Raw genomic sequence first — 23,289 nt, forward strand, 5'->3', positions numbered from 1 at the left:
TCCTTTAGTTCATTCTAAAGGGACGATTTAATCCTTGCTAACTGGTACACTTTTCAACTGGATATTGGTACACTTTTCAATCGGTATATACACTACGTTTGGCACCAATTGAAAATAGTCCCAAATTAAGATTGAAGCCACCGCTTATTTTTTTAGTATAGTTACTTTTATTTTCATATCTGTCAAAAGAAGTGTAAGAGAAACTATTGGCTTTACCAGTTCCTATGTCTACTGGTAGGTAGTATCCTGGATTTTCATTTAAAAATCTCTCAATATCTATTACTTTAAATCTTACACTTTCAGCATTCCCATCCAAATTAGTATTCAATAAATAAGACCGACCTAAATAATATCTTAAATCTAAAATCTCATCAGGTATTGAATTAACTGAAGTTTTGCCGTTTTTTTCATTTTTCTTATTTGTTAAAATGAGAGGGGAGTTTGGATCTCTGTCCTGGAGCAAAATATCTTTTGAGTCTCCGTTTGTTTCGATGGACTGATGATCCTGATTTTTTTTGCATGAAGTGATCATTAATAAAATAAGGATCATGTAGATGTTGTTTTTCATTTTTTTTAATTATAAGGATATATGTGTTGATTATTAAGATGCAATATTAACAAAAAATAATTCAATAAGAAGTTTATTATTCATTAATAGATAATAAAATTCTTTAAATTCTTTAAAATGTCATTATTTTGAAAATTAATTTTATAATAAATATGTGTTATTCAAAATTATACAGTTTCTTTAATTCTATGTCGCTTATTTTAATAACTTTGCGTCGCTTTTGGTTCCTGATCTCACCGATCAAGATTAAAAGGGAATATGGTGTAAATCCATAACTGTCCCGCAGCTGTAAGCTCCTTAACGTAATTCGTATCCAGCCACTCATGTTTGACATGGGGAAGGCATGAATCTCCGGGAGTAAGTCAGAAGACCTGCCTCTAGCTTTATAATTTCATAGCTTTCGGGGATTGAAGCTAGGGGTGAGTGCTTTTTATTGACGTAATCATTTCCTTAATCTGCTGTTTGCTGTGGGTAACCCTCACAACAAAATGACTAAAAGAAAATTTGCCTTTGATGGCATCTGTAATTCTTTTTTCGGCTTTTCTGCTATAGTATGGCTAGGTGTTTTTGTGCCTTATAATTCTTCTGCGCAAACCGACTCTGTTAAAAAAGCGAACGAGCTGAAAGAAGTTTCTATTCGTGCTATAAAGCTCAGCAAACGCCAGCTTTCTGCTTCCCCATTACAAATTCTATCTGGTAAAGATCTCGAAAGATTAAACAGTTTATCGGTTGCTGATGCCATCCGTTTTTTCTCTGGTGTACAATTAAAAGATTACGGAGGGATAGGAGGCTTAAAGACGATCAACGTCAGAAGTATGGGCACTAACCACACTGCGGTATTTTATGACGGTGTACAATTAGGAAATGCACAAAACGGACAAGTTGATCTGGGGAAATTCTCCTTAGACAATATTGAAGAAATAGAACTTTATAATGGGCAGAAGAGTACCATTTTCCAATCTGCAAGAGGTTTCGCCTCCGGAAGTTCTTTATACCTGAACGCTAAACAACCTGAATTTGAAAATGGACAAACCGATCATGTTAAAGCTTCTGTTAAAGGAGGCTCATTTGGGCTGATTAATCCAAGCGTGTTGTGGCAACATAAAGTCAGCGATGCCATTTCGGCTTCTTTGAGTACAGAATATAAAAATGCCAATGGGCGCTATAAGTTCCGGTATACTAATGGAGTTTATGACAGCACATTTGTAAGAAAGAATGCCGACATCGAAACGATGCGTTTAGAGGCAGGATTGAATGGCAAATTGCAAGACAGTAGTGTTTGGGCAGCCAAAGTATATTACTATAAAGATCATCAGGGATTGCCTGGTGCAATTGTCAGCAATAGATATGACTTCACTCAGCGCTTATGGAATGAGAACTTTTTTGTTCAGTCCAGCTATAAAAAAGAGGCGGGTAGATATAACTTGATGGCCTCGGCAAAATACGCAAGTGATTACGTAAGGTACCTGGATCCTGATTTTGTAAAAGACGATGGTTTTCTGGATAACAGATTCAAACAGCGGGAACTTTATTTATCGCTGACCAACCGCTATAAAATCAATTCATTCTGGGATGTAGTTTTATCTAGTGATTATCAGTATAACACGCTGGATGCAAATCTTGATTACTTTGCTTATCCTGCCAGAAATACCTTTTTGACGGCACTAGCTACTCAAATCCATTTTGAAAGAATAGATGTGCAGGCAAATTTGTTGAGCACTTACGTCAATGATAAAGTAAAGCAGTTTTTTTCTGCGGGAAATAAAAACGAGCTCACCCCTACAGTGATGGTCTCATGGCAGCCATTCGACAATCTGAAGGAATTCCGGGTGCGCAGTTTTTACAAAAGCATTTTCCGTATGCCTACTTTTAACGATTTGTATTATACCTCTATTGGCAATACATTGCTCAAACCAGAGTATACCAAACAATATGATCTGGGATTGACCTATATCAGGGCATTTAAAGGGCATAAATTACAGCAAATATCAATTCAGACTGACGCTTATTACAATAAAGTTAGAAACAAAATTGTTGCTGTGCCAAGTGCAAACTTGTTCCGTTGGAGCATGCAAAACCTGGGCAGAGTAGAAATTAAAGGATTAGATGTGAATGTACAGACAGTCTGGAACATCGTTACAGATCTTTCCTTGACTACCGGTTTAACTTACACCTATCAACAGGCACTGAACGTAACCGATAAAAATCTGAATTATAGAAACCAGATTGTATATACACCTGTAAACAGCGGTTCCTTTATTTTGGGCGCTGATTGGAAAAATCTGGCTATGAATTATAGTTATATCTATGTTGGTCAGCGGTTTAATCAAGGTGCTAATAATGTATATAATTATGTGCCAGCCTGGTATACTCATGATATTGCCTTTCATTATACCAAAGTATTAAAGCATGATCGTTTTCGTATTTCTGCGGAAGTGAACAATTTTCTGAATCAATATTATGATGTAATTGCCAATTTTCCAATGCCTGGCCGTTCATACCGTTTCACCATAGCCTATTCTTATTAAAATATAACCTTAAATAATCAAACATGAAAAAACAGCTCCTTTATCGTTTATCACTGGCCGTTATGGTGTCAGCATCCCTGTTTTCGTGCAGGAAGGATCCTCAGCCAGCTCCTGAACAAGTAGAAATACTGGAACCAACACCATCTGGTCCTGTAAAAGGTCTTTATCTGCTCAATGAAGGCAATATGAATATGAATAAAGCCTCATTGGATTATCTGGATTTAGCAACTGGTGTATATCGCCGTAATATCTATAATCAAGCCAATCCTGAAATTGTTAAGGGGTTGGGTGATGTAGGTAATGATATAGGCGTATATGGCTCTAAAGTATATGTAGTTGTGAATCTTTCTAATAAAATAGAAGTTTTAAATGCCAAAACGGGTAAGAAACTCGGTCAGATTCCTTTGGCTAATAGCAGATATATCACTTTTTATAAGGGCAAGGCTTATGCGAGTGCTTACTTGGGTACTTTAGGTGATCCTACAGCCGGTAATGGTGTTGTTATTGAGATTGATACAGCAACACTTACCGAAAAAAGACGTGTTCAAGTCGGCCGTCAGCCAGAAGAACTGGCTGTAGTGAGAGGTAAATTATTTGTTGCTAATTCTGGTGGTTACAGTTCCAAAAATTATGAGAGAACTGTCTCTGTGATTGATCTGAATAGCTTTCAGGTAACCAATAAGATTGATGTGGCTATTAATCTTCATCGCCTCAAGGCTGATCAGTATGGTGATTTGTATGTGAGTTCAAGAGGGGATTACTTTGATATACCTTCGAAACTTTTCGTGATTGATACCCAGACTGAAAAGGTGAAAAAATCATTTGATATAGGGGTTAGTGAAATCGTAATAGATGGTGATCTTGCTTATTACTATAGTACTGAATATAGTAAAATAACGGGTGATAATACAATTACCTATGGAATGATTAATGTGAAAACGGAGATTCCATTGACCAAGAGTTTCATCACCGATGGTACAAATGAAAAAATAACAGTTCCTTATGGAATTGCGGTTAATCCGATTACTAAAGATGTATTTGTAACTGACGCGAAGGATTATGTTTCTCCTGGTACTTTATATTGCTTTAATCCTGCGGGCATCAAGAAATTTCAGGTAACCACAGGTGATATTCCTGCACATTTTGCTTTTGTTTATTAACCAATCAACCAGATAACTATGAACACAAATTTAAAACCCCTTTTAATTGCACTCATCGGTGCAGTTGTATTTACGGGATGTAAAAAGGATGGGAGTGAAACAAATGGATTAACCCCGGGAAAAGAAACTACTGCTGTAAATAGCAAATTCATTTCCAAAGTATTTGAATATTTACCTGCACCAGGACAGTTTATCAATGAAAGCCTGGGTAGTCTGGCTGGTGCACAACGTATTATCGGTGATGTAAGCCAGACGGGTATGATTTCTTTAGGTGGCTATGGGGGCTATATCGTTTTCGGATTTGACCACCCTATTGTCAACAAGCAAGGTTATGACCTGGCTATTTATGGTAATCCTTTAGGCCCTGTATTGCAATGGTCGGAGCCTGGAATTGTCATGGTAAGTCAGGATGTAAATGGTAATGGTTTACCAGACGATGCCTGGTATGAACTTGCGGGCAGTGAATATAATGCTGCAGGAACGATCAAAAACTACCAGATTACTTATACCAATCCGAATGCGACAGCGAATGTAAACTGGACAGATAACCAGGGTGGGTCTGGGCAGGTAGAGGTTAACCAGTTCCACAGGCATAATTATTACCCATTATTTGCGCCAAATCAGACCAGCACAACCTTCACCGGAACAAAGTTAGTTTCTACCTGGGGTATGCAGGGTGATATTTATGTAAACCGCGCTTTCAGTTATGGTTATACAGACAGCTGGTCAACTGGTGATAATTTTGAAACTAATCAATACAACTCATTCGATATTTCATGGGCTGTAAATAGTGCTGGTCAGCCAGTTACTTTAGCGAAAATTGACTTCGTAAAGGTGTACACGGGACAGAATGAAAAAGGCAATACGATGTTAGGCGAGATCTCTACCGAGGTCAGAGGTGCCGCAGATTTAAATTAACAATTAATAAAACCAATGAATTTTAAAAAATCAATACCCTATTTGTTTGCCGGATTATCCATGCTGGCTATTGCTTCTTGTAAAAAAGATAATGAAAAAGAGCTTTTGCTTCAGCCTCAGACTACGGAACCGTTAAAGAATAATGGAAAGGATTCTATTACAGTAAGTGATACCCTGTTGCTGCATCCGAAGCTTGCCAATACTAAAAATGCAATTTACAGCTGGACGGTGAATGGTGCACGTACCGGATCTGATTCTGTATTTACTTTTAAAGCGGTAAATAAAGGAGACTTTAAAATCAGTTTTAAAGCGGCCACTCCTGGTGGTGAAGTTAATGTTGATTACCAGATCCATGTTTGGGATAAATATGAGAATGGTTTTTACATCGTGAATGAAGGCTGGTTCGGACATGGAACAGGAACGGTAAGTTTTTACCGTTACAATACCAATAAAATGGAAGACAGCATCTTTGTGAAAGAAAATCCGAACAAAGATCTGAACCCCGTATCTTCTACACTACAGTCTGGTGTTGTTTTTAAAAACAAATTCTACCTGGTTTCAAAAGTAGGGGGCCCGATGGTAGTGACTGATGAATACAGTATGAAAGAATTGGCCCGTATACCAAGTCAGGGTGGAAATGACTGGCGTTCATTTGTGGGTATTACTGAAACTAAAGGCTTGCTGAGTTCTGGTAAAGGGGTGTTCCCTGTTGATTTAAATACTTTAGCTATCGGCCGTACTATTGACGGTGTAGGTGGACAGGTAGGCGATATGATCAAACAAGGTGATTATATCTATGTACTTTCTTCAACTGATGGTGTAGTGATCCTGAGAGCTGCTGATAACACGGTCGTGAAAAAGATTGCTGGCGTTTCTGTTGGTTTTACCCGTACTATTGATGGTAGTATCTGGGCGGCAGGCGGTACCAGGCTGTTTAAGATTAATTCACTGGATGTTGAAATAACTACAGTTCCTTTTACAGTTTTTGGTTCATGGGGTGCATGGCATCCTGGATCTATTACAGCTTCCACCAAAGAGAATGCAGTTTTTATTGCTAAGAACGCATCTTTTAGTGGTGGTACAACGATCTATAAATATATCCCTGGAAGTGATGCTTCCCTGCAGGCTCCGTTTTTAACGTTACCTACAGGTAAGATACTTTATGGTGCTGGTTTAAGCTATAATGCAAAGTTGGATCAGTTATTGGTAAGTACTGTACAGTCAGGCTTCGGAGAAAATTTCAAAGTGAATAACTTATATTTCTATGATCCGATAACGGCTGCAGTTAAAAAGACAGTTTCTTATAGCGGTTATTATTTCCCTTCGGTAATTGTAGCCCATCAATAAGCATAAAATCTTGTGTGTGTGTTGTTACCCCCTTTTACTGTGAGAGTAAAGGGGGTTTTTAAAATAAAGTAATTCCGATATTCCAACCTAACCAGCCACTGGTTTTATTATTGAATGAGTGGGCATAACTGGGTGATACTTGCTGTTTGAAGCCTTTTATGCCTGATCCTTGTGGATAGTCTGTAGTATAAATGGAGTAAGATGGCCCACCGAAAATTGACAGTCCATTCGCAATCTTAAACTGTAAGTTCAGTTGTAGTTTTTTGAGATTGGAAGACTCAGACCATTTCCCCGTAGAAATAAATTGAGACAGATATTCAGCGTTTATGGCTAACTTCTCATTCAGCTGTATTTCATGCCCCGCTCCAAAACCCAAAGCAGAAATTCTTTCAGTAGCTGAGATATTCCGCCCGGCCATCAGGATAGTGTAGAATTTTTTAGTACCTGTTTTAAGGCTAAAATTAGTATTAATGAGCTCATTACTGGACAAACTGATTTTATGATAGCCATTTTTTTTAACGATGTTGATCAAACCAATGCTATATCCTGAAGAACTATCCGTGACATTGACTAAACCAATTTGCACGCCCTTAAGTGTTTTTGTGGAATTAAATAGTCCGGCAATCTGTACACCTTTCAAAGTTCCGCTGTTCCTGTTCACAGCACCGGCCAATTGTAATCCCTGAAAATCTTTACGGGTATTGTTATATAAACCGGCAGCCTGAAATCCATGCACGTATCCTTTGACAAAATTCATCACTCCAGCCATTTGCAGGCCAGTAGCGTTGCCACGCACATAATTGACTAAACCTCCTGCTTGCAGGGCATCAACATTTCCGATAACTGAGTTCACAGCTCCGGCAATTTGTAAGCCTTTTACAGAACCGCCAACAATATTAAACAGACCTGCCACCTGCATAACGCCTACATCTGTTTTATCCATATTGAATAGGCCTGCCATTTCAAATCCATCCAGTCCTGCAGAATATCCTCCTAAAATATTAAAGGATGCTTTATTGATCACTTGTGAACTCATCATCCCGTGTGAGCTTAAACCGGGAGTAAGAGAGGCTTGAAATGGACTGTTCGCTAAAAAACCTGACAGGTTTAAGCTCTGGAACCTTTGTTTGGAAGATACAAAAAACCTTCCGATGCCCATGTTTTCTACCAGATTGCTTACTTTGCTTTTGTGTGCCGAGGATGTGTCTTCATAACTTTCGGGTTTAATGGTGATGTTAGAGAGAAAGATGAGCGTGGTGTCCCGGTAGGCCTCTTTACTGGCCGTGAGAATCACTTCATTGTAATCACCTTTGAAACGAAGTTTAAAATAGCCATCGTTATTGGTTAAGGTAGATTGCAGCAGTCTTTTTTCATAAACACTGGCTTGTTTAATTCTGGCCCCTGTTTTAGTGTCGGTCACATAACCGCTGATCAGGTATAAACGTTCGGCAGTGGTAATGTTGTCGGGTTCTATAGTGAGGTGCAGGTTTGCAGAGCGCAGAATAATATGCTGTCCATTTTCTTTGTAATCTATTTTTCCTCTGAACAACTGGTCAAGAATGTTTCTTACCTGGGTATTCTGAACGGAAAGATTAATCAGGCTGTCGGTATTGAATAAATTTCCCTGATAGGAAAAATAGAAATTGCCTGAAGTACTGATCTGAGTGAGTACTTCGGCAATTTTTTGATGTTTGACCTTAATGGTAACACGCCTGGATAAATTTTCAGCGTCTTGTGCGTAGATTTTGCAGGCAATAAGGGATAAAAAACATAGTAAAAGTAATTTCCTGTTCATTATGATTGGTTTACCAACAGGATTTTTCCCTCGCTGTGTACTTGTTTAATATTAAAGGTTTCACAAATCGTCTGTAAAATATGATCTAGTGAATCTTCTGGAAAAGTAGTAGTCAAGAGCAGATTTTTGATTCGCGGATCTTCAATAACAATATTTACCTGGTAGGCTTCATTTAGTGTTTCTATAACTTTTGAAAGCGGAGTGTTGTTCAGAATAAAGATTTTGTTCCGGTAGTAGGTGTAAAGCTGATCGGTATTGATTTCTTTTTTTAATGCAGTTGTGCCATTTTTAACGATCACTTTCTCTCCTTTGTGCAGTTCGACATCAGCACCGCTGATACTCACCTTAACGATTCCTGTTTCTACGATAACTTCTGTTTGCTCGTTGAGGTATTTCACATTAAAAGAAGTGCCGACTACTTTTATTTTTACTTTTTCTACATCAATAATAAATGGTTTCTCCTTGTTTGGGGTTACTTTGAAAAATATTTCTCCTTTTTGTAAACGAATTGCCCGGTTGTCCGTGAAGTTACTGGCAAAACTTAGCAAAGAGTTTTTATTCATTGTAATTACTGATCCGTCTGGTAGTGTTTTGACCATGACTTCTTTTCCGGCACCAACCGATATGTAATCAGCAGCGCTAAAAACGCGGTAGGTACTCCACAGACCTGCGGCAATCAGAAATATAGCAGCAATTTTAAGCCATCCGTATTTATAACGTAATGGAACAACTTTAGCTTCCTGTTCATTTGATGGGGCTACTTTAGCTTTAAATTTCTTCCAGGCTTGTTCTTCGTCTATGTTACTTGTTGGTTCGAGCGCTTTACTGGTTTCCCAAATCTGTTTAAATTGGTTGTAGTATACCTTATTAGCCGGATCTTCTGCTATCCATTGCAATACTTCGGTGTTTTCCTCCGTACTGGTTTCGTTTAATAAGTGTTTTATTAAAAGTTCATCTCTATCGCTCATCTTAATTCAAAAAATCTTTGTAAAACAATACTCCTAATAAAAGGAGAGCTAAAAAATCGACCAGTTTTAAGCGCAATATCCTTAATGCTTTTCCCATCTGGGATTCTACGGTTTTAATAGAGAGCCCCAGCTGGTCTGCGATTTCTCTGTATTTTAACTCTTCAAACCTGCTCATATGAAATATAAGCCGGCATTGTTCGGGTAAATCTTCCATAGCTCCATGTATTTTGGAGGCTAGTTCATTTAATTCTACCCGGTGTGAGGCGGGTTCACTTTCCTGTACGGAGTGCATCGTAAAATTCTGGTGGCGCATTTTTACTTTTTCGTGCTTCAGAAAGTTCAGGGTGTCATTGTGAACGCATTTATATAAATAGGCTTTAACGGAAGTTTGTATATTCAGGAGTTCTCGTTTTTCCCAGAATTTCATAAATCTGTTTTGTACTATTTCTTCTGCTATTTCCGGGTCACGGATCATCGTATTCACATAGACATGTAATGCCTTGTAGTGCGCTTTAAACAAGTGTTCAAAAGCGGTATCGTCGTAAATTATAGGGGCGGCTTGGCTCACAGGATATGTTAATTCCACGTTTTATGGCTTTTCAAATATATTAGAATTCTGCTTGTGATGATATATTAATTCTTTGTAAAATCTCTCTCCCATTTGCTGTATCTACAGCAACGAGGTCAATGTATTGTACTTTAGGATACCAAAAGGAGCATCTGTCGAGTTTGATAAATGCTCTTTTTAGTAAATAGTGTATGTCTTCGTCCTTGATATAAATTTTGTATTTATTGTCGGTTTGGGAACGTTTCAGGTATAAAGATAATTTGGTGTAGGCCATTAAGTGAATTTCATATTCGTCATTTCCCAGGTCTTTGCTTTGCAGGCCATAGATGTGTTTTCTTTCTATATTGCTGAGTTCTTCTCGTTTTCCATCTTCTGCGTATTTGATCCAGGATACTTTAACTGGTGCTTGTGTACAGATGGTGCCGTCCTGATTGAGGTTGAGTTCGTAGATCACTGTATTGGCATCGGGGTTTTTCTGGATAAAGAATAAAAGGTTGTCTATGCGGGGGTGGCCTGGTTGTGCGCTTAGGGGATTGACCATCGCCAGCAGAACCAGTAATAAGAGGTTAATAGTTTTGCTGAGTGTGGTCATAGTTTGCTTTGTTTAGAATATGTATTGTACGCCGGCTGTATAACCTGCATAGATTCCCTGTATTTTATTGCCGTTTTTACTTTCCCATTTAGAGATAAATTTTTCTGTCAGGTTTCTGCCTTCTTCTGTATTGGTATTGACATAGTTGAAGGTTGGGCCTCCGAATATTTCCAGATGGGGACTGATTTTAAAGGCGGGCAGAATTTTGATGGAAGATTTAAAGTATTCTCCGGCTTTAAAGTCTTTCAGGGTAAGGCCGGAGAGTTCAAGGTTTAAGCGAAAGGCTTGTGAGGTGTAGACGTGTGCGCCCAGACCTGCTTCGGCTGCATATATTTCTTTTTTGTTTTTCAGGTTATAGCCTATTCCAAGGATTCCGTATAGTATTCTCCCTCCTGATCTGAAAGTGAGCAGGGTGGTAAGGTTGTCGTCTGTAGTTATAGCGAGACTTTTTTCTCCGTTTTTAATGATGTTAATGAAGCCGATCGGGTAGTCGGAGCTGTCGGCTATGTTCAGGAAGGCGGCTATTTGTACGCCTTTGACTTTTTTCGCGATGTTCATAAAGCCTGCGATTTGTGAGGAGGTGTTTTTGGCTTTGTTCATAAATCCGGCAATTTGTATGTTTTTAACGTCGTGTGCAAAGTTTCCAAAACCGGCAACTTGCAGGCCTTCCATATTGGTTGATTTGTTGAGGAAGCCGGCAACTGATGTGCCTTTGCTTTCTTCGGAAAGATTCATAAACCCGGCTATTCTCAGGCCTGTTGCTTTTTGACCGATGTGGTTTGAGAAGCCTGCAATTTGAACGCCTTTTGAGGTGTGGTGGATGAGGTTGGTTACTCCGGCAATTGTAAAGCCGTCTTCTGCTGCGGATACACCGGCAATCAGGTTCAGGGAAAAGGTGTTGCTGTCTAGTGGGGCGTGTTTGCCGTTACTGCTTAGGGGGTAAATTAAGCCGATGTTCTTGGTTTGTGCGGATAGGGTGGTTGTTAAAAGGGTTGTTAACAGGATGATGAGTGGGTATGGTTTTATGTTCATATTGTTGTTGTTTAATCTAGGGACAACGTAGTAAGGGTTTACCCTTACGGGGGGGGTAAATAAAAAAGACATTGCTATTTCCGGTCGACGCCCATCTGAAGGGATGGCCAAGGCCCGGAAATTAGCAATGTCTTTTTTATTTAGTATTCCAGATTTGTATCCTCCTGGGTAATGGGACATGTTTGTTTGTGTGTGGGTTGTTAGTTGGCGTATTAGTTGGTTAGTTGGTTAGTTAGTTAGTGGGTCAGCTGGTTTATGAAGGATGATTATTGTTTGGTTTGAGGTCACAATCTGTGACCTCAAGTTTGGTTGATAAATAAATAACCAGGTTGGATATATACCGGAGTACATTTGTTTATGGGGATATTAAGCACGATAGTTATACCTGATGAGGTGGTGATGAACAAGATTTATGTAGTTCGTGATCAGAAGATTATGCTGGATAGGGATCTGGCAGAGTTGTATGGGGTGGAGACTAAAGTACTGAAGCAGGCGGTAAGGCGTAATATTACCCGTTTTCCTGAAGATTTTATGTTTGAAATGAATAAAGAGGAACTGGAAAATTGGAGGTCACAGTTTGTGACCTCCAATGGTGATCGTCAGGGATTGCGTTACATGCCATTTTGTTTTACGGAGCAGGGGGTAACAATGTTGTCTTGTGTGCTGAGCAGCGAAAGGGCTATTCATGTGAATATACAGATCATCAGGATATATACACGGATACGTGGGATGCTATTGTTGCATAAGGATGTTTCGTTACTGGTTGAGCAGGTGGAAAAGAAATTGCTGAAGCAGGATCAGAAAATAGAGGTGTTGTTTACTTATCTGAATAAGTTTATTGAAAAAGAGGATAAGCCGCGGGAGGAAATTGGGTTTAAAAGGAAGGGTAAATCAGGGCCCGCAAAGTCTGAGGATGCCGAATTATGAAATTTTATAACAAAATGATGTAAGTCTTTGGGTAGGGTAGGGCCTATCTTTGTACCATATTTAAGAAAGATGTCAGATTTAAAGAACATACAAACCATTTCCCTTCCTGTATTAGGTATGACCTGTGCGGGTTGTGCCTCTAGTGTGCAGTCCATGATTGAGGCCCAGGATGGTGTTCGGAGTGCGGAAGTAAATTATGCCACACAACAGGTAAAGGTCAGTTATGAGCCGGGTAAAATTACTCCGGAACAGTTTCAGGCAGCAGTACAATCCGTGGGATATGATCTGATTCTGGATACGCTGAATGGAAAGGAAAAGCAGGAGGAGGTACAGCAGCAGAATTATAGTGCTTTGAAAAGAAAGACTCTGCTGGCTGGGTTACTGACGTTGCCGGTAGTGGTTATCGGAATGTTTTTAATGGATATTCCTTATGCGAACTATTATATGCTGGCTTTAACAACGCCGGTCTTGTTTGTGTTTGGGAAGAATTTCTTCATCAATGCTTATAAGCAGGCGCAGCATGGGAGGGCTAATATGGATAGCCTGGTGGCATTGAGTACGGGTATTTCTTATTTGTTTAGTGTGTTTAATACGTTTTTTGCTGATTTTTGGCATGCTAAAGGGATTCATCCTCATGTGTATTATGAGGCGGCAGCTGTAGTGATTGTTTTTATTATGCTGGGTAAGCTCCTGGAGGAGAATGCGAAATCAAATACTTCTTCGGCAATTAAGAAGCTGATCGGGTTGCAGCCAAAAACGGTGATGCTGGTTACTGAGCATGGGGAGCAGGAAATAGCGGTGTCGGCTGTTAAGGCGGGGGATCGGTTATTGGTGAAACCGGGGGATAAAATTCCGGTGGATGGTGTGCTGGATGAGGGACATTCTTATGTGGATGAAAGTATGATCAGCGGAGAGCCGGTCGCGGTACTGAAAGAGGCGGGTGCACAGGTTTTTGCAGGTACAATCAATCAGAAAGGGAGTTTTAAGTTCCGGGCAGAGAAAGTAGGCGCGGAAACTTTGCTGGCACAGATCATTAAGCTGGTTCAGGATGCGCAGGGATCGAAAGCCCCGGTTCAGAAATTAGTGGATAAGATCGCTGGGATATTTGTTCCGATAGTTCTTTTTATTGCGGTCTGTACTTTAGGGATATGGCTGCTGTTTGGCGGAGAGTATAAGCTGAGCCAGGGACTGATGGCCATGGTTACGGTGCTGGTGATTGCTTGTCCCTGTGCTTTAGGTCTGGCTACACCAACGGCAATTATGGTCGGGATTGGTAAGGGTGCTGAGCATGGGATATTGATTAAAGATGCGGAAGCACTAGAGTCGGGTTATAAGGTGGATACGGTTATTTTAGATAAAACTGGTACGATTACTGAAGGTAAGCCTTTAGTTACGGGTATTGAATGGGTTGAGAATGAGGTTTCAAGTCAGGATGAAATGCTGAGCGTTTTCCTGGCTATGGAGCAGCAGTCTGAACATCCGCTGGCTGAAGCTGTTGTGAGTTATATCAAAGATGCCGGTGTCAGGGCAGCTTCAATTACGGATTTTAAAAGTCTGACCGGGAAAGGGGTGGAAGCTGTTTTTAATGGGGAAACCTATTTTGCAGGAAGTCATAAAATTTTAACTGAAGCTCATGGAGAGCTGCCCGTGAAAATCGAAGAGGTCGTTCATCAGTTTCAGCAGGAAGCTAAAACAGTGATCTTTTTTACCAGTACCAGGCAGGTGCTGGCAGTGGTCGCAATTGCTGATCAGATTAAGGCGGGCTCAAAACAAGCCGTAGAAGAGTTGCAGGCGCAAGGGATAACAGTTTACATGTTGACTGGAGATAATGCCTTTACAGCGGCTGCAATTGCGAAACAGGCAGGGATTTTGAACTACAAGGCAGACGTACTTCCGGCAGAGAAGGCAGATTTCGTTAAAAGCCTGCAGCAGGAGGGCAAAATCGTGGCGATGATAGGCGACGGAATTAACGATAGCCAGGCGCTGGCCCAGGCGGATCTCTCGATTGCCATGGGCAGGGGATCTGATATTGCAATTGATGTAGCCAAGCTCACGCTGATCTCGTCCGATTTAAGGCAGGTTTCTAAAGCGCTGAAGCTATCGAAGGCTACGGTGAGAACAATACGTCAGAATTTATTCTGGGCGTTTATATACAACCTGATTGGGATTCCTTTGGCTGCGGGGATATTATATCCGTTGAATGGTTTCCTGCTGAATCCAATGATCGCAGGAGCAGCAATGGCATTAAGCTCAGTCTCTGTAGTAGGGAACAGCCTCAGGTTGAAATTGACTAAATTGAATTAATTTAAAACACGATGCCCTGATTATAAAGGGGCGCTAATAAAAACAAGTATTATGGAAACTCTGAAATTTAAAACGAATATTAAATGTGGTGGATGTGTGGCTACGGTAACTCCTCACTTAAATGCAATGACTGGTCTTGAGTGGAACGTAGATACCGATGTAGCTGATAAAGTTCTGACCGTAACAGGTGACGGTGAAAACCTGCAGGAAAAAATTCAGGAGACTGTAAAGAAAGCCGGCTTCCAGGCAGAATTAATTTAATATGCAGCTGCACGTTAAAAATATGGTTTGTGACCGGTGTATTCTCATCGTCAAACAGCAGCTGGAAAATCTCGGCCTGTCTGTGGATGAGATTTCATTGGGAAGAGTGACTGTTTCGCCGGAGCCTGATCCGGCGAAACTACAGGACATTTCAGCGGCCTTCCAGGTGCTGGGTTTTGAGTTGATCGACAAAGATAAAGACCAGCTCGTGGAGCAGGTGAAAACACAGGTGATCGAGCTCGTTCATTATTCAAATCTGTTTGAATTGAAGCAGAGCCTGATGAGCGTGATTGCAGAGAAATTGAACAAGGAATATGTTTATCTCAGCAGGTTGTTTTCTGATGTGGAAGGGATCACTATTGAGAAATATATCATTCAGCAAAAGGTAACCAGGGTAAAGGAATTGTTAGAGTACGGGGAGCTGAATCTGAACGAAATTGCCTACCAGATGGGCTATAGCAGCAGCGCACATTTGTCTACGCAATTCAAGGCTGTAACCGGGGTAACGCCGAGTAAATATAAGGCTCAGCCAATGGGTGACCGTAAACCTTTAGATCAAATCAACTAATCTTTGGATTTTAAGTTAACACTTAATCTTTAGATTAGTTGATTTGTATGAATAGCTGAATATTAATAAGTTCTATATATTGATTTGTTGTTATTCGAAAGAAGTTTCGAATCTTTCAAAGCATTTTCTTTCCAGATTTTCGCGGTGATCGGGGTGTGCAAGCTCAATTAATGCTTTGGCACGCTGCTTTAAACTTTTGCCGAAAAGGTTAACTTTTCCATACTCAGTAACCACCCAGTGTACATGTCCGCGGGTGGTTACTACACCTGCTCCTTCTTTTAAAAAGGGTACAATTCTGGAGATCCCTTTTGAGGTAATTGAAGGCAGGGCAATGATCGGTTTTCCTCCCGGAGACAGAGACGCTCCATGGATAAAATCCATCTGTCCGCCGATGCCGGAATACTGAAAAGTCCCCATCGAATCAGCGCAGATCTGACCCGTTAAATCCAGTTCAATCGCAGAGTTTATAGCGGTGACTTTTGGGTTTTGACGGATCACACTGGTGTCATTTGCATAGGAAATATCCATCACCCTGATGCTCGGATTATCGTTTACAAAGTCATACAATTTGCGTGTTCCAATCATAAATGAAGTGATCGATTTACCGCGGTTAATCTTATTCATGCTGTTGTTGATGACCCCGTTTTGTATGAGTGGAATCACACCGTCCGACAGCATTTCTGTATGCAGGCCCAGATTTTTATGGTTACCTAAATTCTTTAAAACCTGGTCCGGGATACCCCCTATTCCAAGTTGCAGTGTCGCCCCATCTTCTACTAAAGAGGCAATATGCTGACCTATAGTAACCATGGCACTACTCACTTTAGCTGAATAATCGACCTCTGGTAAAACAGATTCATGCCATACAAAAGTGTTGATTTTACTGCTGTGCAGGTAACCGTCACCATGAGTACGGGGCATGTTTGGGTTAACCTGGGCGATGACGTGTTTAGCGGTATCTACAGCAGCTCTCGCAATGTCTACAGAAGTTCCTAAGGAACAATAACCATGTACATCAGGCGGAGAGACCTGCACTATAGCTACATCAAGGGGCAGAAATCCTTCTCTGAAGAGTTTCGGTATCTGACTTAAAAAGACAGGAACATAATCACCATTGGCGCTATTGACAACAGCACGCGTGTTTGCTGAGGTAAATAAGGAATTGAAAAAGAAACTTCCACGCCATTCCGGGTTGTTAAAATCAACATCACCCAAGGTTGAAATACTAACCAATTCTACATTTTTAAGCTCTGCATGCCGCTGCTGAAGAGCTTGAATCAATAATACCGGGGTCGCTGCACTGCCATGAAGGAATACGCGCTGACCGGATTGAATGTACTTGACTGCATCTGCTGCGCTACTATATTTTGGTTGACTCATAAGCTGTTCTATTATTCTGCAATTAGAACAATTAAGCTGGAATAATGTGTGATCCTGGTCAAAATACAGGATGATGTAGGTTAGGTTTAAAGGTTTTTTATTACCTTTTACCCCTATAAATATTGTTAATAGCTATCAATCAATTTCATAAAAGAATGGACTTAAACGTAATCAGAAAAGAAACCAGGGGGTGTACGAACAAAATTTTCCTGAACAGTGCAGGCTCGTCATTAGTAACCGATACTGTATTTGATCAAATGATAGACAGTCTGACTGAAGAAGCTCAGATCGGAGGATATGCCCTTGCCAATTTAAACCAGCAAGGGGTAGATGAATTCTATACAGAAACTGCTCAGCTGCTCAACTGCAATGCTGAGAATATATCTTTTCAAAACAGTGCTACAGATGCCTATGCAAAAGCGATCTCTTCCATTGAATTTAAAGCCGGAGACGTTATTTTAACAACGGATGACGATTATATTTCCAATCAAATATCTTTCATTTCTTTAAAAAAACGGGTTGGAATCAACATTGTCAGAGCAGCCAACCTGGCTAACGGGGACCTTGATCTGGCCGCGTTTGAGGAACTGGTTAAGTTGCATCAGCCAAAATTGGTTGCGTTAACGCATATTCCAACCAGTTCAGGTCTGATACAGGCAGTCGCAGAAGTAGGGGCCATTTGCAGGAAATATAACTGCTGGTACCTTGTTGATGCCTGTCAGTCTGTAGGGCAACTGGTTGTTGATGTACAGGAAATCGGATGTGATTTTCTGGCCGCTACCGGAAGGAAATTCTTGCGCGGACCACGTGGTACCGGCTTTCTTTATGTATCTGATCGTGCACTGGAAGCTGGTTTGGCTCCGCTGATTATTGATATGATTGGTGCGGAATGGACTTCAGTAAACGATTATACATTACAGCCTACTGCTAAGCGCTTTGAGTTCTGGGAATCTTCAATTCCGAGCAGACTGGCATTTAAGGAAGCCATCAAATATGCCAATCAGGTTGGAATGGCGAATATTGAAAAATACAATGCAGTTTTAATGGCTCAGTTCAGAAGTCAGCTGAAGGAAGTAAAAGGGCTGAATCTACAAGATTGGGGATCAAAAGTGAGTAGTATCCTGACTTTTACTATGGATCATCATACTACTGATGAAATTGCACAGCACCTGCGTGAAAATGATGTTTACTTCTCTATAGCCTTTGCAGGCTCCGCTATGATTGATTTTCCAAAGAAAAACATAAAAAGTGCAATCCGTCTTTCGCCTCATTATTTCAATACTGCTGAAGAATTGGAAAAAGTTGTCGCCATTTTGGATTTTTAATTGTTGTTGGTTTAATGAAGGAATTTGACGCAATAGTAATCGGTGCAGGTCAGGCTGGCGTGCCCCTGGCTAAGAAATTAGCAAATGCAGGCTGGAAAACTGCATTGATAGAGAAAAGAATGGTTGGTGGTACTTGCATTAACGATGGATGTACGCCAACTAAAGCTATGGTTGCTTCTGCCAGGCTAGCTTACCAGGCTGGCAGAAGTAAAGATCTCGGGATTGATATACCTGCTTATGAGATAGATTTCAAGGCAATTATGGCCCGTAAATCAGCTATTGTAACTCAATTCCGTGAGGGCTCAATTAAAGGGATCGAAAAGACAAAGAACCTGACCTTAATTTATGGAGAGGCTAAGTTTCAGGATGATCATACCGTGTATGTGAATGAAAGGGATGGTAATTTTGAAAATTATACCGCCAAACATATCTTCATTAATACGGGGGCAAGTCCGCGAATCCCGGATATAGAAGGGGTTAAAGCCATTAAATACCTCACTTCGACCACTATTCTTGAACTGAAAGAAGTTCCTGAACACCTGCTTATTGTTGGAGGAGGTTATATCGGACTGGAATTTGGGCAGATGTTTAAGCGTTTTGGCTCCAGAATTACAATTATGGAACAAAGCGTACAGCTCATGCCAAAAGAAGATAATGATGTTTGTGAGGTCATGAGCGAAATCTTCAAGGAAGAAGGAATGGAGGTTTTAACAGAAGCTAAAGTTGTGAAATTTGAAACATTAGCTCATGATAAAATCAAAGCCACTATAGATCTAAAAGGTGAAAAAACGACTATTACCTGCTCACATGTATTGCTTGCCTCAGGAAGAAGCCCCCAAACAACAGCTTTAGGACTGGAAAATACAACTGTAGAATGTGATCCGCATGGATTCGTTAAGGTGAATGAGTTTCTGGAAACCAAAGCCGCTAATATATATGCACTGGGGGATGTAAAAGGGGGGCCGGCATTTACACATATTTCATATAATGATTATATTGTAGTCACCAAAAATCTTTTGGAAGGAAGTAAAATGAGTATTAAAGACCGTATGGTGCCCTATTGTATGTTTACTGATCCTCAGTTAGGCCGTATTGGCATCACTGAAACGCAGGCTGCAGCACAGGGAATTGATTACCTGGTTGCTAAAATTCCAATGCGTAATGTAGCCAGGGCGATTGAAAATGCAGAAACCAGGGGTTTTATGAAAGCTGTGGTTGATAAAAAGACAAAACAGATCCTGGGTGCAACCATTATTGGTGAACAAGGAGGTGAAATTATGTCCATTTTGCAAATGGCAATGATGGGTAAGATCACTTATGAAGAAATAAGGTTCACCATTTTCGCGCATCCTTTATATGCTGAATCCCTCAATAACTTATTTATGTCTATCGCTTAAATGATTAAAGCAGAGAACCTGGTCAGGAAATTTGGCACTTCGTTAGCCGTTAATAATATCAGTTTTGAGGTAAAAGAAGGCGAAAACCTGATTTTACTAGGGACGAGCGGTTGTGGTAAAACGACTACGCTGCGTATGATCAATAGGCTGATTGCACCAGATTCAGGAACCATTTTTCTGGATGGGGTTGACATCAGTACGCGTCAGCCAGAAGAATTAAGGCGCGGAATTGGCTATGTATTGCAAAGTCACGGTCTTTTTCCGCATTATACAGTTGCTGAAAATATCGCTATTGTACCAAGATTGCTAAAATGGAAAAACGAGGATATTCGTAAAAGAGCGGATGAGCTATTTCATAAACTAAACCTTGATCCTGCTTTAGCAGATAAATATCCGGCAGCTTTGAGCGGCGGACAGCAACAAAGGGTAGGTTTAGCCAGATCATTAATGGTTAATCCTCCGGTATTATTAATGGATGAGCCTTTTGGCGCTTTAGATAATTTAACAAGAATTAGTATCCGTAAAGAGTTCAGAGCGCTCGATGAGCTGGTTAAAAAGACGGTGGTCATGGTTACACATGATGTGCAGGAGGCTTTTGAAATGGGCGACCGGATTTGCCTGATGGATAAAGGTGAAATTAAGCAAATCGGAACACCTGAGGACTTACTTTTTCATCCTGCCAATGATTTTGTAGCAAATTTCTTTAAAGAGCAGCGTTTACAGCTGGAATTGAAATCTGTGCCGATCGCTGAACTATTGCCCGGTTATCCGGATCAAAAGATAACGGTTTGGGAAAGGATGGAACAGCTCCTGAATGTTGATCAAGCTGCGGATAGTCCTGAAAACCTGTCTGATAATTCAAGTAATTCCCCTGATGCTATCCATATAGAAGAGCTGATGCGGGCCTTTTCAGCTTATAAAAAACAATAATATGGAACAGGCACAAAGTTTCTGGGAATTTGTTGGCCAGCAGTCCGATAAATTATGGAGTCAGACCTGGGCACATATAGGATTGACTTTAATTTCACTGGTCATTGCGATCCTGATTGCTGTTCCTGTAGGCATCCTGATTACCAGGAAGCAAAAATTATCTGGTCTTGTACTTGGGTTTGCAGGCATTTTACAAACAATCCCAAGTATTGCCCTGTTGGGTGTGCTGATCCCTTTCCTGGGTATTGGGCCTAAACCAGCTATTCTTGCCCTCTTTTTGTACGCTTTACTGCCGATCATCAGAAATACCTATACTGGTATTATGGAGGTAAACCCTGCAGTTGTCGAGGCAGCTAAAGGAATGGGAATGAGCAGGTGGCAGATTCTGATGAAAGTAGAACTGCCTTTAGCTTTTCCTGTATTAATGGCCGGTATCCGGACCGCTACGGTAATTAATGTAGGGGTTGCGACTTTAGCGGCCTATATTGCTGCGGGTGGTTTAGGAGAGTTTATCTTCGGCGGTATCGCTTTAAATAACTCAAATATGATTCTGGCAGGTGCTATTCCTGCTGCTTTACTGGCAATTGTACTGGATTTCTTATTATCTCTCGTTCAAAAACTGAATCTCAAAAGTATTCGTATCTCTTACCTGGTGCTTCCTTTTGCTTTGATTACGCTGAGCTCTTTCTATTTATTGCCAACGCAGATTGGCGGAAAAATGTTAGGTGGTTTTACACCCGAATTTATGGGCAGGGAAGATGGGTATTTAGGACTGAAAAAAATCTATAAATTGGGAATTGAAACTGTAGTAATTAGTGATGCTGTGATGTATAAGGCGGCTTTCGAGAAAAAATTAGATGTCATTAGTGGTTATAGTACCGATGGCAGGCTGAAAGCTTATGATCTGGTTATCCTGGAGGATGACAAACATATCTTTCCTCCTTATTATGCTGCTCCGGTTGTGAGGCAGGAGGTATTGGATCAGCACCCCGGGCTTGAAGCTGTTTTGAATCAGTTGTCAGGGTTTATTAATGATTCCACAATGATCGCGATGAACTATAAAGTAGATCAGCTGAAAGAAACTCCTGAAAAGGTGGCCTTGGATTTTACCAAAGCACATCATTTATACAAGCCAGCCAGAACTGCTGGAAAGAGTACCATAAGAATAGGATCAAAAATATTTGGTGAGCAGTATATCCTTGCCCAGATCTACAAAATATTGATTAAAGGAAATACCGATTTGGAAGTTGTGACTAAAACAGGGCTTGGAGGAACAAAAATATGTTTTGATGCACTGACTAATAATCAGATCGATTTTTACCCGGAGTATACAGGGACAGGTTTTTTAGTGCTGCTTAAACCAGACGCAAAAACTATAAATAAGCTGACAGGAGATGTGGATGGCGTATATCGGTATGTCAGTGATGAATTTAAAAATCAGTTCAATATAAAGTGGCTTAAGCCAATAGGCTTTAATAATGCCTATGCACTGATGATGAGAAGAGAACAGGCACAAAGTTTGCATATTAAAAGTATAACAAACTTAACCAACCATCTAAACCAAAATTAATATGTCACTTTTGGAGCAATACTCCGCAGTGAGGTCGCATAGCGTATTGGTGTGCGATAAACTGCAAAAAGAAGACTACGTGGTACAGCCGGCGGAAGAAGTTAGTCCGCCTAAATGGCATCTTGGTCACACCACCTGGTTTTTTGAGACTTTTATTTTGATCCCTCATGCTATTGCCTATCAGCCTTTTAATCCGGATTATAACTATGTTTTCAATAGTTATTATGAAAGTATAGGAGCAAGGGTGATCCGAACAGACAGAGGTAACCTGAGCCGTCCAACGGTAGATGAGATTTTCCATTACCGTGCTTATGTAGATGAGGCGATGGAGAAATTCCTGTTATGCGGAGTCAGCAGCGAGATAGAAGAGCTCATGATATTAGGTTTAAACCATGAACAGCAACATCAGGAGTTGTTATGGTATGATATTAAATATATACTTGGCCATAATCCGTTATTTCCTGCTTATGCTGCTGATACTATAGAAAAGGGATTGACGCTGGCTGAGCAGGGCTGGGTGGATTTCAAAGAAGGTGTCCACGAGATTGGATACCAGGGAGACTCTTTTCATTTTGATAATGAGCTGGGCAGACATAAAGTATATATCCAGAATTTCAGTATTTCAACCCGTTTGGTCAGTAATGCAGAGTACCTTGAATTTATAAAGGCAGGAGGATACGAGGATTTCAGTTTATGGCATGCACAGGGTTGGGACTGGGTAAAGGAAAAACACATCAATGCACCCCTGTACTGGTATGAAATTGACGGACAATGGCATCGGTACAGCTTATCCGGACTCGAAATCTTAAAAATGAACTCCCCCGTTTCCAATATCAGTTATTACGAAGCATCGGCTTATGCACAGTGGAAAGGTATGCGTTTACCCACAGAATTTGAATGGGAAGTAGCCTCTTCTTTATTTGAATGGGGTAAATTATGGGAATGGACGGAAAGTGCATACCTGCCATATCCGGGCTTCTCCAAAGCTGCGGGTGCCTTAGGGGAATATAATGGTAAATTTATGGTGAATCAGAAAGTATTGCGCGGTGGATCTATTGCTACCCCGGTAAACCACAGCAGAAACACTTATAGAAACTTCTTTCACCCTGATATGCGCTGGATGTTCAGTGGTATCAGGCTTTCAAAATAAT

At 40.5% G+C, this 23,289-nt stretch carries 20 protein-coding genes and 1 riboswitch; of the genes, 13 read left to right on the top strand and 7 right to left on the bottom strand.

All coding sequences use genetic code 11. The features are described from left to right. Positions 1-76: 76 nt before the first annotated feature. On the bottom strand, positions 77-568 hold the full coding sequence (locus tag LY11_RS24725; protein WP_111636276.1) for a hypothetical protein: 492 nt from the start codon (positions 566-568) through the stop codon (positions 77-79). A 204-nt stretch (positions 569-772) separates the two neighbouring features. Beyond that, a riboswitch (cobalamin riboswitch) is annotated at positions 773-961 on the top strand. Between the two features lie 95 nt (positions 962-1,056). On the opposite strand from LY11_RS24725, the gene LY11_RS24730 reads away from it, so the two are divergent. The 4 genes from LY11_RS24730 to LY11_RS24745 are packed head-to-tail and all read left to right on the top strand — an operon-like array spanning position 1,057 to position 6,521. Then, positions 1,057-3,096, top strand: a complete 2,040-nt coding sequence (locus LY11_RS24730; RefSeq protein WP_111636277.1) for a TonB-dependent receptor — start codon at positions 1,057-1,059, stop codon at positions 3,094-3,096. 23 nt (positions 3,097-3,119) lie between these two features. Continuing rightward, positions 3,120-4,256 carry a YncE family protein gene (locus LY11_RS24735; protein ID WP_111636278.1) on the top strand — a complete coding sequence of 379 codons (1,137 nt, stop codon included), beginning with the start codon at positions 3,120-3,122 and terminating at the stop codon, positions 4,254-4,256. Positions 4,257-4,274: 18 nt separating this feature from the next. Next, positions 4,275-5,174, top strand: coding sequence for a PKD domain-containing protein (locus LY11_RS24740; protein WP_111636279.1), 900 nt, complete (start codon positions 4,275-4,277; stop codon positions 5,172-5,174). 15 nt (positions 5,175-5,189) lie between these two features. After that, complete coding sequence (locus tag LY11_RS24745) at positions 5,190-6,521, top strand: DUF5074 domain-containing protein (protein WP_111636280.1); 1,332 nt, start codon at positions 5,190-5,192, stop codon at positions 6,519-6,521. A gap of 58 nt (positions 6,522-6,579) precedes the next feature. Here the strand turns inward: LY11_RS24745 and LY11_RS24750 are convergent, their stop codons facing one another. From LY11_RS24750 to LY11_RS24770, 5 genes are read right to left on the bottom strand one after another with little or no spacing between them, the layout of a single operon-like run. Then, on the bottom strand, positions 6,580-8,316 hold the full coding sequence (locus LY11_RS24750) for a peptidase associated/transthyretin-like domain-containing protein (RefSeq protein WP_111636281.1): 1,737 nt from the start codon (positions 8,314-8,316) through the stop codon (positions 6,580-6,582). Continuing rightward, complete coding sequence (locus tag LY11_RS24755; protein WP_111636282.1) at positions 8,316-9,284, bottom strand: FecR family protein; 969 nt, start codon at positions 9,282-9,284, stop codon at positions 8,316-8,318. Before LY11_RS24755 ends, LY11_RS24750 begins: the two co-directional genes overlap by 1 nt. A gap of 1 nt (position 9,285) precedes the next feature. After that, the gene (locus LY11_RS24760) at positions 9,286-9,870 is read right to left on the bottom strand and encodes an RNA polymerase sigma-70 factor (protein ID WP_111636283.1); all 585 of its coding nucleotides are present in this window, start codon (positions 9,868-9,870) and stop codon (positions 9,286-9,288) included. Between the two features lie 22 nt (positions 9,871-9,892). Further along, entirely contained in the window at positions 9,893-10,444 is a 552-nt protein-coding gene (locus tag LY11_RS24765; protein WP_111636284.1) for a DUF4833 domain-containing protein, read from the bottom strand. Positions 10,445-10,456: 12 nt separating this feature from the next. Beyond that, positions 10,457-11,476: a hypothetical protein gene (locus LY11_RS24770; RefSeq protein WP_111636285.1), complete on the bottom strand. Its 1,020-nt coding sequence runs from the start codon at positions 11,474-11,476 to the stop codon at positions 10,457-10,459. Between the two features lie 357 nt (positions 11,477-11,833). On the opposite strand from LY11_RS24770, the gene LY11_RS24775 reads away from it, so the two are divergent. From LY11_RS24775 to LY11_RS24790, 4 genes are all read left to right on the top strand, one after another. Then, a complete protein-coding gene (locus tag LY11_RS24775; RefSeq protein ID WP_245952886.1) occupies positions 11,834-12,403 on the top strand; it encodes an ORF6N domain-containing protein in 570 nt (189 codons plus the stop codon). Between the two features lie 69 nt (positions 12,404-12,472). After that, positions 12,473-14,707 carry a heavy metal translocating P-type ATPase gene (locus LY11_RS24780; RefSeq protein WP_111636286.1) on the top strand — a complete coding sequence of 745 codons (2,235 nt, stop codon included), beginning with the start codon at positions 12,473-12,475 and terminating at the stop codon, positions 14,705-14,707. Between the two features lie 51 nt (positions 14,708-14,758). Further along, positions 14,759-14,968 (top strand): heavy-metal-associated domain-containing protein, encoded by a 210-nt coding sequence (locus tag LY11_RS24785; RefSeq protein WP_111636287.1) that lies wholly within the window; start codon positions 14,759-14,761, stop codon positions 14,966-14,968. A gap of 1 nt (position 14,969) precedes the next feature. Then, positions 14,970-15,536, top strand: a complete 567-nt coding sequence (locus tag LY11_RS24790; RefSeq protein ID WP_111636288.1) for an AraC family transcriptional regulator — start codon at positions 14,970-14,972, stop codon at positions 15,534-15,536. A gap of 90 nt (positions 15,537-15,626) precedes the next feature. Here the strand turns inward: LY11_RS24790 and LY11_RS24795 are convergent, their stop codons facing one another. Next, positions 15,627-16,916: an acetyl-CoA hydrolase/transferase family protein gene (locus LY11_RS24795; RefSeq protein ID WP_111636289.1), complete on the bottom strand. Its 1,290-nt coding sequence runs from the start codon at positions 16,914-16,916 to the stop codon at positions 15,627-15,629. A 155-nt stretch (positions 16,917-17,071) separates the two neighbouring features. Between LY11_RS24795 and LY11_RS24800 the strand changes: the two genes are divergently transcribed. The 5 genes from LY11_RS24800 to egtB are packed head-to-tail and all read left to right on the top strand — an operon-like array spanning position 17,072 to position 23,288. Then, positions 17,072-18,241, top strand: a complete 1,170-nt coding sequence (locus LY11_RS24800) for an aminotransferase class V-fold PLP-dependent enzyme (protein WP_111636290.1) — start codon at positions 17,072-17,074, stop codon at positions 18,239-18,241. Positions 18,242-18,255: 14 nt separating this feature from the next. Continuing rightward, positions 18,256-19,638 carry a dihydrolipoyl dehydrogenase gene (gene lpdA, locus LY11_RS24805; protein ID WP_111636291.1) on the top strand — a complete coding sequence of 461 codons (1,383 nt, stop codon included), beginning with the start codon at positions 18,256-18,258 and terminating at the stop codon, positions 19,636-19,638. Continuing rightward, the gene (locus LY11_RS24810; protein WP_111636292.1) at positions 19,639-20,568 is read left to right on the top strand and encodes an ABC transporter ATP-binding protein; all 930 of its coding nucleotides are present in this window, start codon (positions 19,639-19,641) and stop codon (positions 20,566-20,568) included. 1 nt (position 20,569) lies between these two features. Then, positions 20,570-22,138, top strand: coding sequence for an ABC transporter permease/substrate-binding protein (locus LY11_RS24815; protein WP_111636293.1), 1,569 nt, complete (start codon positions 20,570-20,572; stop codon positions 22,136-22,138). A gap of 1 nt (position 22,139) precedes the next feature. Then, positions 22,140-23,288, top strand: a complete 1,149-nt coding sequence (egtB, locus tag LY11_RS24820; RefSeq protein ID WP_111636294.1) for an ergothioneine biosynthesis protein EgtB — start codon at positions 22,140-22,142, stop codon at positions 23,286-23,288. The last annotated feature ends 1 nt before the right edge of the window (position 23,289 follow it).

This window comes from Pedobacter cryoconitis (assembly GCF_003259615.1).
Lineage (GTDB): Bacteria > Bacteroidota > Bacteroidia > Sphingobacteriales > Sphingobacteriaceae > Pedobacter > Pedobacter cryoconitis.

Bases quoted from the DNA above. Each gene is read 5' to 3' on its own strand.
- LY11_RS24725 (WP_111636276.1), bottom strand. From the start codon at position 568: ATGAAAAACAACATCTACATGATCCTTATTTTATTAATGATCACTTCA.
- LY11_RS24730 (WP_111636277.1), top strand. From the start codon at position 1,057: ATGACTAAAAGAAAATTTGCCTTTGATGGCATCTGTAATTCTTTTTTC.
- LY11_RS24735 (WP_111636278.1), top strand. From the start codon at position 3,120: ATGAAAAAACAGCTCCTTTATCGTTTATCACTGGCCGTTATGGTGTCA.
- LY11_RS24740 (WP_111636279.1), top strand. From the start codon at position 4,275: ATGAACACAAATTTAAAACCCCTTTTAATTGCACTCATCGGTGCAGTT.
- LY11_RS24745 (WP_111636280.1), top strand. From the start codon at position 5,190: ATGAATTTTAAAAAATCAATACCCTATTTGTTTGCCGGATTATCCATG.
- LY11_RS24750 (WP_111636281.1), bottom strand. From the start codon at position 8,316: ATGAACAGGAAATTACTTTTACTATGTTTTTTATCCCTTATTGCCTGC.
- LY11_RS24755 (WP_111636282.1), bottom strand. From the start codon at position 9,284: ATGAGCGATAGAGATGAACTTTTAATAAAACACTTATTAAACGAAACC.
- LY11_RS24765 (WP_111636284.1), bottom strand. From the start codon at position 10,444: ATGACCACACTCAGCAAAACTATTAACCTCTTATTACTGGTTCTGCTG.
- LY11_RS24770 (WP_111636285.1), bottom strand. From the start codon at position 11,476: ATGAACATAAAACCATACCCACTCATCATCCTGTTAACAACCCTTTTA.
- LY11_RS24775 (WP_245952886.1), top strand. From the start codon at position 11,834: ATGGGGATATTAAGCACGATAGTTATACCTGATGAGGTGGTGATGAAC.
- LY11_RS24780 (WP_111636286.1), top strand. From the start codon at position 12,473: ATGTCAGATTTAAAGAACATACAAACCATTTCCCTTCCTGTATTAGGT.
- LY11_RS24785 (WP_111636287.1), top strand. From the start codon at position 14,759: ATGGAAACTCTGAAATTTAAAACGAATATTAAATGTGGTGGATGTGTG.
- LY11_RS24790 (WP_111636288.1), top strand. From the start codon at position 14,970: ATGCAGCTGCACGTTAAAAATATGGTTTGTGACCGGTGTATTCTCATC.
- LY11_RS24795 (WP_111636289.1), bottom strand. From the start codon at position 16,916: ATGAGTCAACCAAAATATAGTAGCGCAGCAGATGCAGTCAAGTACATT.
- LY11_RS24800 (WP_111636290.1), top strand. From the start codon at position 17,072: ATGGACTTAAACGTAATCAGAAAAGAAACCAGGGGGTGTACGAACAAA.
- lpdA (WP_111636291.1), top strand. From the start codon at position 18,256: ATGAAGGAATTTGACGCAATAGTAATCGGTGCAGGTCAGGCTGGCGTG.
- LY11_RS24810 (WP_111636292.1), top strand. From the start codon at position 19,639: ATGATTAAAGCAGAGAACCTGGTCAGGAAATTTGGCACTTCGTTAGCC.
- LY11_RS24815 (WP_111636293.1), top strand. From the start codon at position 20,570: ATGGAACAGGCACAAAGTTTCTGGGAATTTGTTGGCCAGCAGTCCGAT.
- egtB (WP_111636294.1), top strand. From the start codon at position 22,140: ATGTCACTTTTGGAGCAATACTCCGCAGTGAGGTCGCATAGCGTATTG.